Origin of the sequence: Alkalihalobacillus sp. TS-13 (assembly GCF_019720915.1) — a bacterium.
Taxonomy (GTDB): Bacteria; Bacillota; Bacilli; order Bacillales; family Fictibacillaceae; genus Pseudalkalibacillus.
Genome location: NZ_JAHKSI010000001.1, coordinates 2,180,829 through 2,197,361 on the forward strand (window position 1 = coordinate 2,180,829; position 16,533 = coordinate 2,197,361).

Here is a 16,533-nt window from a genome sequence, read left to right on the forward strand (position 1 = left end):
TCTATTTACTTTTGAAACGAATGGACTTCAAATCTTCTAAAGCACTGTCTGGTATAACCGTTTGATTCCCAAGGAAGAAGACAGGTTTAGTAAACATCCTCTTCCCATCCTCTACATTAAGCTTTGCATTAATTTCCAGGAACATGATTTCCTTATTGATATATGAATTCATTCGAGAACCAGTCAAATCCGCGATGACCTGCATAATGCCTTCATGCTCATCTGAGCCGAATGCGACATTCCGTGCCACCCTCATTTGCTGTTCACCTTTTCCACCATAGATCTTCTGCCAGTCACCAGAGGCATTCTGGTAGTTCCCCCAGCTATATTCCATCTTTGTGCTAGGGTTGAAGAAACAATTGGTATCCCATTTTTTCATATCGAGATAATACCCTGTGCTTTGAATGATTTCTGTCGTCTGGCAAAGGATAGGTGTCCCAGGTAATAGTAAGAAATATTGATGATATTCGAAACCTTTATATGTTTCGTTTTCCTCAAGGCGAACGACCACTTTTATTCCTTCCCATTTGTTTTCTTTAGAATCTACTATGGAAACGAATTCGGCATTGCGCTTCTCCTTTAATAAAGACCTTGGACTTACATCCCTCAGTCTATTCTCCAATCCGCCAGACCAGGGATTCCACCAGGACTTTGGCTTCACTTTCGGGTAGGAAGAATCAAGCCATTCATGATTGTTCCATATGAGAGAATACAAACCAGGATAGAAGTCAGGAGCAACTGAAATGTCCATCAAACCATTACTGCATTTAAAGATTTCCAAACCGTCCACTTCTGCTGTTTCAAAACGGACACCTTCCCTTCCAGTCTTTACATAGATGGAGGATTTTTCGGTTTCGATGGCATCCAGTTTCAAGTTTGCTGTCAATATCCCCGTTTGAGGTAAATCCATTAAAGAAATCTCAAAGTCTTTCATCTTGATTTCTTCAGCTGAAGGTACCTTTTTCTCATCTAATATTTGATCACTTGAACGAATTTCAATAGCACCATTCAGGTAAGAAGCTTTGTATTCCGATACCCTTACCTTGATTGACTCTTGGTCAATGAACGGATTATGTCCATTCACATTGATTTCAAGATGATCGGTCAATAATCCATGGTCAGGAGATTTTTGTAATGAAAATTCCCTGAAAGACTGCCAATCTCGAAAAGCGCCGATTGAAAGATATACAGGTTCAGTTTTCACTGTTTCATTTGCTTTCAACTTACCGATCCGGTTTTCAAAATAAAGGAACCAACCCCCAAAGTTGATTTTCACCTCATTGGACCAGCTAAGTCCACGTGGATTAGAAGCATCCCTTGAAAACATCCAATTTTCAGTGACGGAATCACCCTTCCAATATTCATGGTACGAACCGATTGAATCCTTCATTTCAATCAATCTATTTTCATAAGGTATAACCGCTCTTTCAAGCGTATGGTAGATTGGATTATTGAGCCATAGAACGTCGTCGAGTGTACTTGAATTCGTATTTTCTACTTCATAATGGTGTTCAATCAATCCTTCGGAAAATAATTTAGCCACTGCATGTAATTTCACACCCGGATAAGCCTTGGAAGAATACGACGCTTTGTAACCTATAGAACCAGCATCATCTAAAAACTCGACATTTTCAGCTCTTAGCTTTGAAAACTCTTCGGAGAATGGTTTTCCTAGGCGCGGAAACATGAACGCAGAATCCTGATCTTTCGTTTGTTCTCTCCCGGGAATCAACCAGTTATCGAATTTTTGAAGCCACATATGGTATTGACCATTATAAATATGGTAAGTCTCTTCGCTTTCACCAAAAAACCTGGCTCCAATTCCCTTAAATGCCACTCCGATTCTTCTCGTGAAAGAAACTTGATAACCATCAGCTTTTCTAGCTGTAACCTTAATATCTCGAGAATAAAACCCATGTTTCTTAAGAGTATAGGTAAGTGGAAGCGAGCACCTCGCCTTCGGCTGCAGGGTCACCTCTAGATTATTTTGTTCCAGACTTAATAATTCACTTTCTGGCAACGTGAATGAAAACGTCATGGTTTCTTTATAATTGTTTTCAATATCCATATATAAGCTGGACGATTGGCCGATGAATGATAGGTTTTGAGGTATGTGGCACTGAACATTCATTGGAAATTTAGGCGCCACTCCGACCTGGAATCGTGCCGTTTTTCCGTTGATCAATACATTCGTATCTACTGTAGGATGCGTTCTCCAAACACTCTGTTCTTCTTCAATCCGATCCACGAAAAATGGAGCCTCTATGATTTCTTCATCTTTAACTTCTAAGAAATCCTTTTCAAATGAAAACTGGATATTCTTATTATCATAACCGTACAGGGAGAAAGTTAAGGGCTTTCCGGTCTTATTTTTAAGGTGATAACGAACTTTATACTCGGAGCCGAAAACTAACTTAAAGTCTTCTACGGTAACAGAAATCTTATAATCATTTGTCTCAATCGAACGAAGCCCTCTTCCAAAGCGCTCAAATTCCATTTTCAGCATTTCAACGCGTTTGTCCCAGGAATACTCATAATAGTGGAAATCGTTTTCGATTTTACCATCTGGCTTGACTTCAATCAGTCTGGTACTAGCTTCATACCAATTCATATCTTTGAAAAATTCCTGGACCGCTTCCGTATGTAGGACGGTAGGCATGAAATTCATTAAATGTGTGGCATCGTCCCTTTCTTCCCAGAAAAATCCGCACTTCTTATATAAAGGCACAGCCTTCGTATTACCCGGCCACGTATACAAATCAAGGCGTGGCCATTTCAATTCGATGACCCTTTCTAAAGCTTTCAGTACCAGCTTCTTCCCAATCTTTTTACCGTGATAATCACTCCGCACGTTCAGGAGTGGAATATAAAGTGCACCTTCATCCTCCTTATATTCACTAAGACTGCAATATCCAACAACCTTTTCTCCCTCCAATGCTAGGTATAGATGAAGATTTGTCGAATTTGCTTCTTCTCTGAGGATTTGCTCTTCAGTTTGTACAGAATTACCTCCACCCCATCCATCCTGGCTATTGTTCCACATTTCAGCAACCGCGGCAGCATAGCTAGGTTCATATTCTACGATTTTGATTTGCTCGACGATCTGAGTCATTTTGTATCCCCCCATTCACTCCTATATATCACTTTAACATAATTTTACATTTATTTGCTGCATGTTAGACTAAAAAAAGGCTGCCCCGATGAAATTACGAATGGGACAGCCCGTTATTTTTTCCGAATTATACTATTTGGAATTTCTTGTTGCTATTAATCTTCCATTGTAGATAAATCGCCTGTCGGCAGGTCTAGTTCCCATGCCTTCAAGACACGGCGCATGATCTTACCACTTCTAGTTTTCGGCAGTTTATCCTTAAATTCAATTTCCTTCGGTGCTGCATGTGCAGCCAACCCTTTTTTCACAAAACTGCGGATCTCTTCTTTAAGCTCATCATTTGCTTCGTAACCAGTACGTAAGGCAATGAATGCTTTAATGATTTCTCCGCGTACAGGATCTGGCTTCCCGATAACACCTGCTTCAGCAATTGCAGGATGCTCGACCAGCTTACTTTCGACTTCAAACGGACCGACACGTTCACCGGACGTCATGATGACATCATCGATACGACCTTGGAACCAGAAATATCCCTCTTCATCCATGTAAGCGGAATCCCCAGAAATGTACCAATCACCTGTTGTGAAATACGATTCATATTTTTCAGGACGGTTCCAGATAGCTCTCATCATGGACGGCCAACCTTTTTTGATTGCCAGGTTCCCCATTCTGTATGGTGGCAATTCATTTCCTTGATCATCAATGATCGCAGCCTTCACTCCAGGAATCGGTTTACCCATTGAACCAGGTTTGATTTCCATGGCTGGGAAATTACTGATCAGCTGTGCACCTGTTTCAGTCATCCACCAGTTGTCATGGATGCGGAGATCAAAGACTTTCGAGCCCCAACGCACAACTTCAGGATTCAACGGCTCCCCTACACTCAAGATATGCCGTAAGCTTGAGAGATCAAACTGCTTTATAACCTCATCACCTGCCCCCATCAACATACGGAAAGCAGTTGGAGCACTATACCAAACGGTTACGCCGTATTTTTCAATCGTCGAGTACCAATCTTCCGGGCTGAATCGTCCTCCACGAATGACGTTGGATGCACCATTCAACCAAGGAGCAAAGACACCATAGGAAGTACCGGTAACCCAACCTGGGTCAGCAGTACACCAGTATACATCATCCTCTTTCAAGTCAAGGATCCATTTTCCTGTTTGATAATGTTGAAGCATTGCATTATGAACGTGCAGGACACCTTTTGGTTTCCCAGTTGAACCTGAAGTATAGTGCAGGATCATTCCGTCTTCACGGTCTACCCATTCGATTTGGAGGTCTTTGCTAGCACTCTCCATACGCTTATAATAATCGGCATAAGTGTCATCTTCTTGCACGTTTTCTCCAACAAGGATCACATGCTTCAGTGCTGGTAATTTATCTACAGGAACGCGATCAAGGAGGTCAGGCGTTGTTACAAGTACCTTCGCCTCACTATCCTCAAGACGGTCGGTCACTGCTCCTTCCATGAATGCTTCAAACAATGGACCGACAATCGCTCCAACTTTCAAAGCTCCGAGAAATAGGAAATAGAGTTCCGGTGAACGCGGCATGAAGATGAAGACACGGTCCCCTTTTTCTACATCAAGATCTTTAAGGGTATTACCTGCTTTATTAGAGAAATCCTTCATTTCTTTGAACGTATATTTTTCATCACGTTTTGGATCTGAAAAATAAAGGGCTACCTGATTTTTCTTTGCGGATTCCGCATGCCGGTCAATTGCCTCATAGGCCATATTGACTCGACCAGTAGAAGACCAGGAGAAATTCTTCTCAACCTCTGACCAGTCAAAAGAATTATAGGTAGTTTCATAATCTTGTAGGTTATAATCGCCATTGATAACAGGAAGCGCTTCCACTTTCATTATTGTATCTCCCCTTTATTTAAGATTTAGGCACTGTTAAACTTAAAAGCAGATTTTTTAAGAAAAACGAAATTCGCGACACTCCTGTGGGAAAAGCGAGCCAAGCGAGACCCCTACAACAAGGAACTCGCGAGGAGGCTTGCGGAAGTGGGTTAATACACGGAAGTGATGTCTAGCTCAGCGACCAGTCACTTGGATCACTTCAAACTTCCTGCGGCGGCAACACATTGATTGACATCCTTATGAGTTAGCCCACGCAGAACCAAGTCTTTGTTTGGTTCGAGCCTCCTCGTCAGTTTTCCAGTGACCTACGTGCCTAACCGGGTCGCTATCGCTTTTCGTTTGCCCGCGGAAAGGGAGTGAATTTCGCAAAAATCAACAATTAATAATAACAGGGCCAAGATTTAGATTTAGTATATCAATATTTTCGATTATTCTCAATTTTAACACTGTTGTTATTATTTGATTTGAAACCGCTTACTCATTTGTGATTTCATGTATAATAGGAACTAGAGTATGAAACAGGTGGTGAAACCGAGTTTGAAGCATACAAAAATCTATAACGCAAAAACAGTGAATACACCTAAGGGGAAATTGATACTAGAAGGTCCAATCAAGCCTACAACTCTTGCAAGCTATGATTTTCATGAAGATCTTACTGCGTTCCGACCTCCAGCTGAACAGCATAAAGCACTGATTGAAATAGCTGGATTACCAGAAGGGCGGATCATCATCGCGCGTCACCAAAATATGATAGTAGGATACGTCACATATGTGTATCCTGACCCTCTGGAACGATGGTCACAAGGGAATATGGAAAATTTGATCGAGCTTGGTGCGATTGAAATCATACCGGAGTTCCGCAATTATAAAATTGGTAAAAATCTATTGAAGGTTTCGATGATGGATGATTCAATGGAAGATTTCATCGTCATTACAACCGAGTACTACTGGCATTGGGATTTGAAAGGAACCGGGCTATCGGTTTGGGACTATCGGAAAGTCATGGAGAAAATGATGAATGCCGGCGGACTCGAATGGTATGCAACCGATGACCCTGAAATCAGCTCCCATCCCGCCAATTGCTTGATGGCCAGAATCGGCAGGCGTGTCGATCGAGAATCCATTCAAAAATTCGACCAGCTCCGTTTTCAAAATCGTTTCATGTATTAGGAGGTCCAAAAATGAAAGTCGAATCAATAATGAAAAAAGAAGTCATTACTGTCCGGGAAAATGTCAGCATAGAAGAAGCAAAGAAGCTTATGGTAAAACACCGGATACGGCATCTTCCAATTGTCGATGAACATAAACATCTTTCAGGGATCGTCTCAGACCGTGATTTGGTATTAGACCGGATTCCAACCTATCATTCACCTGGCGAAACTGAAGTCCAAATGGTAATGACGAGAGATGTGATTACGTGTCATCCGCTGGATTTCGTTGAAGAACTGCTTTCGATTTTTTATGAAGAACGGATTGGATGTATTCCTGTTGTAGGGAACAACGGAGTCGTCGGGATGATTACTGAACGGGACATGCTTTATACTCTTATACAGCTTACGGGGGCGCATCAACCAAGCTCCCAGTTTGAAATCAAAGTTGAAAACGTATCTGGAAAATTAGCGGATGTAACAGCTGTGATCCGGAACCATAATGTCAATATCAACAGTGTTCTCGTTTACCCTGGAGAAACAGATGCAACCAAGGTACTTGTGCTTCGTGTACAGACAATGAATCCTCAACCGATCATCAATCACCTGAAAACGGAGGGATACAACGTATTATGGCCGGACGCATCAGGAGAATACGTATGACCAAGCCGCTTTTCATTTTCTCAGATCAGCTTTTAAGTTATAAGTTCAGTAATCATCACCCGTTCAATCCGCTTCGTTTCCAATTGACCTATGAACTCTTGAAAGAAACTGGGATCCTATCCGACGAACAAATCGTCCAACCGCGAAAAGCGACTGATGAAGAAATCATGCTTGTTCATAATGAAGATTACGTGAACGCTATCAAAAAAGCCGGGCAAGGAGAGCTTCCTAAATCGAAAGAGTTGAGCTTTGGCTTGAATACAGATGACACACCTATTTTTAAAAATATGCATGAGGCCAGCGCTTGGCTAGTCGGTGCAACATTGACCGCTACTGAGCAGGTATTTGAAGGTAATACAAATAAAGCCCTCAGTTTAGGTGGGGGATTACACCACGGCTTCAGAGGGCGCGCTTCTGGATTTTGCATTTATAATGATAGTTCCATTGCTATTGAATATATGAAGCAAAAATACAATGCCCGTGTCCTATATATCGATACAGACGCCCACCATGGAGATGGTGTCCAATGGGCTTTTTATGACGATCCGGATGTTTGCACATTTTCGATCCATGAGACGGGCCGCTACCTATTTCCAGGTACAGGTAACGTTTCAGAAAAAGGTGCTGGAAAAGGATACGGTTACTCCTTCAATCTACCGGTTGACGCCTTTACAGAGGACGACTCCTGGATACCATTGCTTGAAGAAGCGATCGAAGAAATCGTCAGGTTCTTCAAGCCCGATGTCATCATCAGCCAAAATGGAGTTGACGCCCATTACTGGGATCCGCTAACCCATCTTTCTCTGACAATGAAATCCTACCGTAAAATCCCTGAATTGGTAAAGCGGGCAGCCGATCGTTATACAGAGGGACGTTGGATTGCCGTAGGCGGTGGTGGTTACGATATTTGGAGAGTCGTACCGAGAGCCTGGTCCTTTATCTGGGCAGAAATGAACGGACTTGACCTTCAGGGCTCTCTGCCTGAATCCTGGTTGAAAAGGTGGCAAGAGAAATCGCCTATCGAACTACCAACGTTATGGGATGATGTGCCCGACCTCTATCCGAACATTCCAAGGAAACAAGAGATCTGTGATAAGAACCAGATCATGCTCAAGCGAGCCCTGCAGCATATAAGGAACGAGAAAAAATCAGTTTAAAGCATAATCAAGAGACTGTCCTAAAAGAAGTGTCAGACACCTCCAACACAGCATTTTGTATCAAAAACCATGATTGTTCTCAAAATGTTGTTCAGTTCGGAGAGACCTGTCACTTTTGGGACAGTCCCTTTTTTACAGCAGAAAGCATTTATTTAGCAGGTATACAAAATTAAGACTCAGTTTTACGAAATTAAGTTCCGGTTTTACAAAAACGCTGCTCATATTTACAAATATCCGGTCTGCTTGACAAAATCCACTGTGAAACTTTCATACTCTAGTCACGATGTTTATCATAGAATGTTTGTCTCGTCGATAGCACTTTATAAAGCAGTTTTTTGTTGCTCACTATATTCGCGTTTCACCTTCGAGCTTGTATCCAACAGGCTGATTACCACAAAGACGATCGCAGATAATGGAAGCGCATAAAACAATGGGTCAACATGTGTCCAAGGAAATGCAAGGAGCGTTTCTTTACCAAAAATCGCTTTTGAAATACCAAATGCTGCGGCTTCCTTTTGATGGAAGAAAAGAAAACCGAGTATGCTGGCAGTAAATCCTGTAACAATACTATAGGTCGCACCTGCTCTCGTCGCACCTTTCCAGAATAAAGCTCCCATTAAAGCAGGCAAGAAAGCTGCCCCGCATATCCCAAACCAGAATGCCGTTGCTGTAGCAATAACTCCACCCGGCAATAGATACGCTAAAATAATCGCTGCGATAACCCCAAGTAGAACCCCTATTCTGGTCAAATTCATTTTCATACCGAACAGACTCTTGACACCAAGTGTTTTTAAAATGTCCTGTCCAAATGCAGTAGCCTGAACGTGTATCAACGAGGAGACCGTTGAAATCGTCGCAGATATCAGCGTAAGCGTAAACAAGTAAATAAACCAATCAGGCATAAGTGCATTGATGAATTTCGGAATGATCAAATCTGCATTCCCTCCAGCGACGGTTAACGCGATTTCACCAGATGTATTATAGAAATATAGGTTGCTCAACGGTCCAATTGCAAATGCAGCCCCAGTCATGAAGAAGATGAATATCCCCCCGACAAGTACAGAACGATAAAGAGCGCGGTCATCTTTAACCGTCATACATCTCATGGCTAACTGTGGCTGTGCAAGCACTCCGATACCGACACCCATGATAATTGTACTTACAACAGTCCACCATAGCGGAGAGCCAAGCGCCGGCATACTTGTCCACCCAAGATGCCCTCCATCAACTAAGGCTTGCGGTACCAAACTTTTCATAGCAGATAATCCGCTATGTCCTTCCATTAAACCTCCAACCGCTTGATAGGTTACGAAGAGGAAGATCGCCATTCCGACGAGCATGATGACTGCCCCGAAAGCGTCAGTATACATGACTGCCTTGATTCCCCCGCTTATAACGTAGAGTGCAATGATCAATGCGAGGATCAATAATGCGATATTAAAGTTCATAGCAAGGGATTCCTGCAGGAACCGCGCACCACCGATCAATACGATACTCGTATATGCAGGCAGCAACACGAAAATCATTGCACCTGCAAAAACCGTAATGAAATTGGACTCATATCGCTTTCCGAGTAGAGTAGGAAAGGTTGTAGCATCCAACTGAAGAGATAACCTTCTAATCCGTGTGCCGAACACCGCAAATGCAACGAAAATTCCGAGTACGATATTCAAGAACGCGAGCCATAACAACCCCATGCCGAACACACCAGCAGCTCCACCAAATCCAACGATCGCAGAGGTACTGATGAACGTAGCTCCGTAAGAGAGAGCCATAACAGCAGGATGGATGTTTCGTCCTCCTACCAGGTAATCCGCTTCTGTAGTCGTCTTTTTATAACCGTAGTAAGCGAGCCCTGACATAATTCCTATATAGACTATTACGATTGGTATCAATACAGCTAAATTCATTGCTCATCCCCCCCACGGTTCCACATTATTACCCCAAAGACCACACAACCGATCGCTGATAGTACCGTAGCAATCCACACAAACGCAACTCCGCCATCTTCCATTCCTAACACCTTTACCACCCTCCTATGTATGTAAGTACTTTCCTCCCCTTTTCTAAAAAACAGAGCCAAGTAAAAAGACATTGTAAGCGTATACATTTTATAATAAAAACATTGCCTTTAGAGATTGAAAAGGAAGGTTGCATATTATTAATTTTCCTCTTAAAATGACAAAATCCTCCCAAATCATATATTATTTTTCGAAATTTTGAGAAATCTTCCGTTGTCAAAAACAAAGAGGCTGACACTTAAGGGACAGCCTCCACTTTTTAATGATAAAACGATCTGATTTCGTTTAAATCCTGTAAGAACTGACTGATGTCTTCCTGGCTTAAATGGACTAGCATTTGATCATATAACGTAAGGATCAATCCATCTGTTACGTCTGAATTCTTATTTAAATATTCATACAGTGAATTTAATTGTTTTTCATTAAGAGCTGATTCCGTAGTAAATTGTTTGACTTTCTCCAGCATGAACTCATTATTCACCTGATCGAAATCTCCTGATATGATGTTCCCAGTTAATTTCATACACTCACATCCAGTAGTTTTTTCTAGTTTGTCCAAAATGAAAATACAATACCCTGAACGAATGGTTATCTGTATTCTTTAAGCTTTTCATATTTTAATAGAGCCTTATTTTATACACTCTCGATTCATATGGTTGCTAATAGAAGTCCTGCAGATCATGTTCATATTGAGCGTAGTTACTTACTGGAAGTGTCATCTATTAGATGGCACTTCCAGTACGCTCTCGATCGTTATTCCTTTTAAGGCTTGGGTTGCCAATTGATCCGCTTCTCGGTTTTCTTTCCTTGAAATAAGTTCGTATTCCGGATCAATGCCCAACTTCCTAAGTTTTTCTTCAATCCGATCAGCCCATTTTGATAATTCTTCTTCTACACATGCCCATTCCCCCTCCAACTGATTGAGGACAACTTGTGAATCACCAATGAACTTCACAGGTAGATGATGAACTTCTAGCAGCTCTAATTCCTTCAAACTGAGGTGAAGCGCAGCGTATTCAGCCTCATTATTCGTTTCCAGTTGTTCGACTGAAGCATTCTTTCTTAGACGAAATGATTTTCCATTCTGTTCATAATAAATCACACAGCCTAACCCTGATTGCTTCGTTTCAAGATCAAACCCACCATCAAAATATACCGACACGTTGTGTGGTTCCGTTTCAATCCCTTTTAAGAACTCCTTTAATTCCTTTGTAGTCCATGTATTTTCACTACTATCGATAAATTTCAGATTATTGGCTCGCCCTGTCCTACCCAGATCTTCAGCGATCAATATCGCCTGATCTGCTTGTAACTCTTCGGAACTAAATGTTGTCTTTTTTCCTTTTGGTGTTTTATATGTAAATTCAATTCTGACATCCATGATTACACCACCCTTGATAAATTGTCTCAATCTATGCAATCTTAGTTTTCTCTACACTTACCAATGTTATTTCGTTTTACACAGCCTATGAATTCTTTTCTACAAGGCTTTGTTATACTTTATTGTTGATTTTTGCGAAATTCACTCCCCCTTCCGCGGGTAAACGAAAAGCGGAAGCGACCCGGTTAAGCACGTAGGTCACTGGAAAACGTACGAGGAGGCTCGAACCAAACAAAGACTTGGTTCTGCCTGGGACTCATAAGGATGTCAATCAATGTGTTGCCGCCGCAGGAAGTTTGAAGTGATCCAAGTGACTGGTCGCTGAGCCAGACATCACTTCCCTATATTAACCCACTTCCGCCAGCCGCCTCACTTGCACAGGATGTCAACACAAAAATGAAATCATTTTCGAGTCTGCGATGAGAATTCTTAGATGCTTTCCTTATGCTGGCTTCGACGTTCACCACAGGAGGTGGTGGCTTTTAGTCGAAGATCCTTTTAAAGAGTGTGGGCCTCGCCTGGCTCTCATTTCCCGCGGGAGTGTCGTAAATTTCGCTTCAATCAAACTTAGTCAAAAATCAAAAGTATTATTTAACAAAGCCTTCTACTAAATATAATATAATATCATTTCCTCTCCTTAACAGTTAAAGGTCAGAATGAAATAAAATACCTCCATTTAATAAGAAGGTATTTTATATGGGAAAGAGTTAAGTCTTGGTTGGATCACAGCTTGTCCGGGTCAGAATAAAAAGGAATTTTTTCGAACAGGCATAATTTGTCCTCGGATTTCGCCTGCGGGGTTTTGTTCGGTATGAACATTTACATATGCGCGTCCATCACACATGAGTCTAATCAAATCATCCACATCTCTCACCCCGACATCATTACTTTCAATGTCTTCATTAGTTATGATGCCCGTAACAATCCCTTTATCGGTACTGATGCCATTCTGGTCTTCAAGTGTGGCAAGGTCTGCTCCGAATAAGAAAGCTAGTACAGGACCGTTCTGCCCAGGAGCACCAAAATGGATATGAGCTTGTACTAAATTCTCTATATCCTCTACTTTTAGAATAAACGTAATCTGTTCTAGTCTTCTATTCGCAACGAATTTTGCGTTTCCGAAAGCATCCGTATTTACTGGCGGAACTTCGTTTTCACCTACTAATACAGCAATGAATTTGCTCAATCTATCACCTCCTCAGCAAAGCTATTGTATAGTATTCTGAGTGATAGATTCGTGTATAGATGGAAGTCCCTGTTTAGATAGGAATGGGTGTGGTAAACTTCATTGGAAAGAAGAGGATTTAGTGGCTCTTCCAAGATTTAATCTCATCTCCGTTTAAAATAAAGAAAACTTGGCAAATCCAAGCCTTAGCGCAGGCTTTGCCTTACTTGCCCTTATACTAAAGAAAGTATTTATACTTTCTTTAAATGTAAAAAAAGCATGCAGCTCTTTAAAGCCACATGCCTTCCACATCTATTCTTTTGTAGAATCCCTCAGTTGTATTCTGTGCGGGAGGATGACTTTCCGGTCTTCCACATTTTCATTGTTCATGAATTTAGTCAACAATCTCATCGCCACAGCCCCGATATCGTACATAGGCTGGACGACCGTGGTGAGTGTCGGACGTACCATGGAGGCAAGACGCGTATTGTCGAAACCGATTACTTCAAGGTCCTTTGGAATATTCAGCCCATTATCTTGAGCACCATGAATGACTCCTAGTGCCATTTCATCAGTCCCGACAAAGACTGCATTCGGTTTGTCATCTAGATTAATGAACTTATCGACTGCTTCCAAACCAGAGTCATACGTATAATCCCCGACGTGTACATAGTCTTCATTGATTTCAAGTCCTGCTTCTTCAAGAGCTCGGCGATATCCTGTAAACTTGTATTGTCCATTGATCGGATCCTCGAGCGGTCCGGAAACCATCGCGACTTTTTCATTTCCTCTTTCAATCAGCAACTGAATTGCATCATATACCGCCTCTTGATAATTGATATTAACAGTCGGAATCTCTTCATCTGAGGAAACCGTTGCTGCTAGAACGATCGGTACAGGGGAACCCTTGAATTCCTCGACATGCTCATCCGTGATATTACCACCCATGAAGACGATTCCATCAACTTGCTTGCCTAATAAAGTGTTGAGAAGATGGATTTCTTTTTCTTTGTTTTGGTCTGAGTTACAGAGAATGATATTGTAATTGTACATTGTAGCGATGTCTTCGATCCCCCGTGCCAGCTCTGCAAAGAAAATACTTGAAATATCTGGGATGATGACGCCTACTGTCGTCGTTTTCTTACTGGCTAATCCACGTGCTACTGCATTCGGACGGTACCCGAGTCTTTCAATTGCATCCAATACCTTTTTACGAGTTGCTGGTTTAACGTTTGGATTCCCGTTCACAACACGCGAAACGGTTGCCATCGATACTCCGGCTTCTCTTGCGACATCATAAATTGTAATATTACTGTTATTCATAACGGCCTCCTTTTGCACGTTATTGTGCCCAAACGATTTGTTTGTCTTATTCTTCCTATAATTAATATTTTCTACTCTAGTTCCTTATATTCTACAACATTCGCTTGCCATTCGGTCAAATTAATTCCGGATTTGTTTCTTTAAGTGTAGTTACAAATTCATCGAATTGCTCGATATCCATTTGTTGTTCAGAATCGGACAATGCAACTGCAGGATCAGGGTGGACCTCTGCCATGATTCCATCTGCTCCAATTGCTAACGCTGCTTTGGCTATTGGTAGAAGGATGTCCCTTCTTCCGGTCGAATGGGTTACGTCAACGAACACAGGCAAGTGCGTTTCTTGTTTTAAAATTGGAACCGCAGAGATATCAAGTGTATTCCTCGTTGCTTTTTCGTATGTCCGGATTCCGCGTTCACACAGAATGATATTGGAATTCCCTTTCGACATGATATATTCTGCTGCATTCATGAATTCAGAGATCGTTGCTGCCAACCCACGTTTCAACAGTACTGGCTTTGAAGTCCGACCGGCTTCTTTCAACAGCTCGAAGTTATGCATGTTTCGTGCCCCGATTTGGATGACATCAATGTATTCATGGGCTTCTTCAAGATCTGCAGGGTTCACAATTTCACTCACAACCGCTAACTCATGCTTTCTAGCCACTTGATTCAATATCTTAAGTCCTTCCATTCCAAGCCCCTGGAAATCGTAAGGGGAGGTACGCGGCTTGAATGCACCACCTCTCAAAAGCTTGACTCCATGTTTTTTAACAGCTTCCGCTACTGCATCAACTTGTTCATAAGATTCGACAGCACAGGGTCCGGCAACAATCCTCTGAAGACCATCGCCTATTCTTTCCCCTAAAACATCCACAATTGAGTTTTCAGGTTGATTCTTTCTTGAAACAAGCAGTGTTTGGCTATGATCATCCTCTTGAAGCTCAAGTCCTGCTTTAAAAATTTGCTTGAATATATGCTGAAGTGTCGACGTCTCGAATGGGCCTCGGTTATGTTCTGCGATTTTATTTAACATATACCTCTCTCGCACAGGATCGAAACGATTGATGCCCTGTTTCTTTTTCACGTAACCGATGTCCTGGACAAGTTCAGCACGTTTATTCAACAATTCGACTAACTGGAGATTGATATGGTCAATTTGATCTCGTAAAAGATCCAATTCTTGGTTGCTCATCATTTCACTTCCTACTACTTGAAAAATTCCATGGAGAATTAGTCCTTCTACTAGTTTAGTCTAATGACCATTTGCCGTCTAGCAAGGAGTCCTTTAAGACACTAAATCTTCAAATTGTTAAACGTTCTTCTTTACTACGTCCTCTAATGAACTATAAGTGATATTCCAGTGGGAGTCATGATACCGCACTTGATTATCAGAAAACAAAAATATTTGGGGTGATTCATGTTTGATATTGAATTCTTCTGCAATCTGGTTTGATAGTTCCCTGGTTTCCTGTACATTCAAATAGTAAAATGGTAAGTCAGCATGGTCCTCTGCAAACTTCATTGTTTCTTCATATGCAGATTGGCTGATCGGACATGTGGTGCTGTTTTTCAAGAAAAAGAAAGGCGTTGTTTGGTCTAGCTCTTTAAATTCATTCCACGAATTGATTTTTTTCATCATAGTACCTCTCTTCCATGTAAAAATGAAGTGCCTGGCTCAACCAGGCACTTTATTGTCAATTATTTATTTGTTGAACTAGGGTGCTTTTCTTCATAGTTCGTTTCGATATCGTTCAACTGGCTATTTGGCGTTTGCATTGCGTCTTCAATCGCATCTGCTTTTCCTTCGTTGTATTCTTCTTCTAGATGAACCAATTCGTTATCTTTATTTCTCCATTTATTGATATTATCGCGTGCAGATGTTGAAAACTCTCTAACTTTATTTGCAGCTTGGGATGTTTGACTGCCTACATTTTGAGCCAAAGTAGAAGATTTCTCTCGTGCAAGTGTCGCTACTTCCGAACTTTTATCCTTCAATTGATGCGCTTGATCATTCAGGTCTGTACGTAATTCTTTACCTGATTTAGGTGCTAGCAGCAGTGCAGTTGTCGCGCCAAGGATTCCACCGATCAGTGAGCCAATGAGAAAGTCCTTCGTGTCAATTGATGATGATTGATTCTGAGTATTTTTTTCTGTAGTTTGCATTTTAACATCCTCCTCTATTTTGGTTCAGTAGTCTTTTCAATCTTTCTGTTTCTCAATTGCCATTTTTCCCAAATATCTAAAGCAGCGTTACTCCATTGTACCACCTGAGAAACTGTATCTGACTTCCGTTCACCTTCCCGTGCAATGCGTGTGGACACATTTTTCACAGAATGACTGACGGTTGATAGGCTATCTCCAATCTCACGGACACCATGGAATACAGAGTTGAGAGATTCTGACTTATGCTGTATATCGTCGGCTAAACGGTTGGTTTTATGTAGCAAATCCGTTGTTTCCCTCGATACTCCATCCATTTGGTTTTCAAGTCCATCCAACGTTTTTGCAACATTCGTCAAAGTTAGTTGAAGAGATTTTAATGTTTTAGAGATAAAAACGACTAGTACTGTGAACGCTACTGCAATTAAAGCTACACTTAGATACAAGATTATTTCCATATCGAATACCACCTCCTGTTTAGTATTCCATTTCCCAATTCACGTATTCATTAAACTTAAACCTTTTTAAT

At 41.5% G+C, this 16,533-nt stretch carries 15 protein-coding genes; 3 read left to right on the top strand and 12 right to left on the bottom strand.

The window, feature by feature from the left end:
• Position 1: 1 nt before the first annotated feature.
• Positions 2-3,112 carry a GNAT family N-acetyltransferase gene (locus KOL94_RS10685; protein WP_221566414.1) on the bottom strand — a complete coding sequence of 1,037 codons (3,111 nt, stop codon included), beginning with the start codon at positions 3,110-3,112 and terminating at the stop codon, positions 2-4.
• A 155-nt stretch (positions 3,113-3,267) separates the two neighbouring features.
• On the bottom strand, positions 3,268-4,983 hold the full coding sequence (gene acsA / locus KOL94_RS10690) for an acetate--CoA ligase (RefSeq protein ID WP_221566415.1): 1,716 nt from the start codon (positions 4,981-4,983) through the stop codon (positions 3,268-3,270).
• Between the two features lie 540 nt (positions 4,984-5,523).
• Between acsA and KOL94_RS10695 the strand changes: the two genes are divergently transcribed.
• The 3 genes from KOL94_RS10695 to KOL94_RS10705 are packed head-to-tail and all read left to right on the top strand — an operon-like array spanning position 5,524 to position 7,954.
• Positions 5,524-6,156, top strand: a complete 633-nt coding sequence (locus KOL94_RS10695) for a GNAT family N-acetyltransferase (protein ID WP_221566416.1) — start codon at positions 5,524-5,526, stop codon at positions 6,154-6,156.
• A gap of 11 nt (positions 6,157-6,167) precedes the next feature.
• Entirely contained in the window at positions 6,168-6,797 is a 630-nt protein-coding gene (locus KOL94_RS10700; protein ID WP_221566417.1) for an acetoin utilization AcuB family protein, read from the top strand.
• Positions 6,794-7,954: an acetoin utilization protein AcuC gene (locus KOL94_RS10705; RefSeq protein ID WP_221566418.1), complete on the top strand. Its 1,161-nt coding sequence runs from the start codon at positions 6,794-6,796 to the stop codon at positions 7,952-7,954. Before KOL94_RS10700 ends, KOL94_RS10705 begins: the two co-directional genes overlap by 4 nt.
• A gap of 320 nt (positions 7,955-8,274) precedes the next feature.
• Here the strand turns inward: KOL94_RS10705 and KOL94_RS10710 are convergent, their stop codons facing one another.
• The 10 genes from KOL94_RS10710 to KOL94_RS10750 all read right to left on the bottom strand — a co-directional run bounded on the left by KOL94_RS10710 (position 8,275) and on the right by KOL94_RS10750 (position 16,462).
• Positions 8,275-9,864 (bottom strand): sodium:solute symporter family protein, encoded by a 1,590-nt coding sequence (locus KOL94_RS10710; protein WP_221566419.1) that lies wholly within the window; start codon positions 9,862-9,864, stop codon positions 8,275-8,277.
• Positions 9,861-9,968: a hypothetical protein gene (locus KOL94_RS25775; RefSeq protein WP_369010064.1), complete on the bottom strand. Its 108-nt coding sequence runs from the start codon at positions 9,966-9,968 to the stop codon at positions 9,861-9,863. Before KOL94_RS25775 ends, KOL94_RS10710 begins: the two co-directional genes overlap by 4 nt.
• Positions 9,969-10,234: 266 nt before the next feature.
• Positions 10,235-10,498, bottom strand: coding sequence for a hypothetical protein (locus KOL94_RS10715; RefSeq protein WP_221566420.1), 264 nt, complete (start codon positions 10,496-10,498; stop codon positions 10,235-10,237).
• Positions 10,499-10,690: 192 nt separating this feature from the next.
• Positions 10,691-11,356, bottom strand: a complete 666-nt coding sequence (locus tag KOL94_RS10720; RefSeq protein WP_221566421.1) for a reverse transcriptase-like protein — start codon at positions 11,354-11,356, stop codon at positions 10,691-10,693.
• A 739-nt stretch (positions 11,357-12,095) separates the two neighbouring features.
• Entirely contained in the window at positions 12,096-12,542 is a 447-nt protein-coding gene (locus KOL94_RS10725; RefSeq protein ID WP_221566422.1) for a CHRD domain-containing protein, read from the bottom strand.
• 291 nt (positions 12,543-12,833) lie between these two features.
• Entirely contained in the window at positions 12,834-13,844 is a 1,011-nt protein-coding gene (gene ccpA, locus KOL94_RS10730; RefSeq protein ID WP_221566423.1) for a catabolite control protein A, read from the bottom strand.
• A 115-nt stretch (positions 13,845-13,959) separates the two neighbouring features.
• Complete coding sequence (locus tag KOL94_RS10735; protein ID WP_221566424.1) at positions 13,960-15,036, bottom strand: bifunctional 3-deoxy-7-phosphoheptulonate synthase/chorismate mutase; 1,077 nt, start codon at positions 15,034-15,036, stop codon at positions 13,960-13,962.
• A gap of 117 nt (positions 15,037-15,153) precedes the next feature.
• Positions 15,154-15,480, bottom strand: a complete 327-nt coding sequence (gene ytxJ / locus KOL94_RS10740; protein WP_221566425.1) for a bacillithiol system redox-active protein YtxJ — start codon at positions 15,478-15,480, stop codon at positions 15,154-15,156.
• 62 nt (positions 15,481-15,542) lie between these two features.
• The gene (locus tag KOL94_RS10745; RefSeq protein ID WP_221566426.1) at positions 15,543-16,007 is read right to left on the bottom strand and encodes a YtxH domain-containing protein; all 465 of its coding nucleotides are present in this window, start codon (positions 16,005-16,007) and stop codon (positions 15,543-15,545) included.
• A 14-nt stretch (positions 16,008-16,021) separates the two neighbouring features.
• Entirely contained in the window at positions 16,022-16,462 is a 441-nt protein-coding gene (locus KOL94_RS10750; RefSeq protein ID WP_221566427.1) for a DUF948 domain-containing protein, read from the bottom strand.
• Positions 16,463-16,533 lie beyond the last annotated feature (71 nt).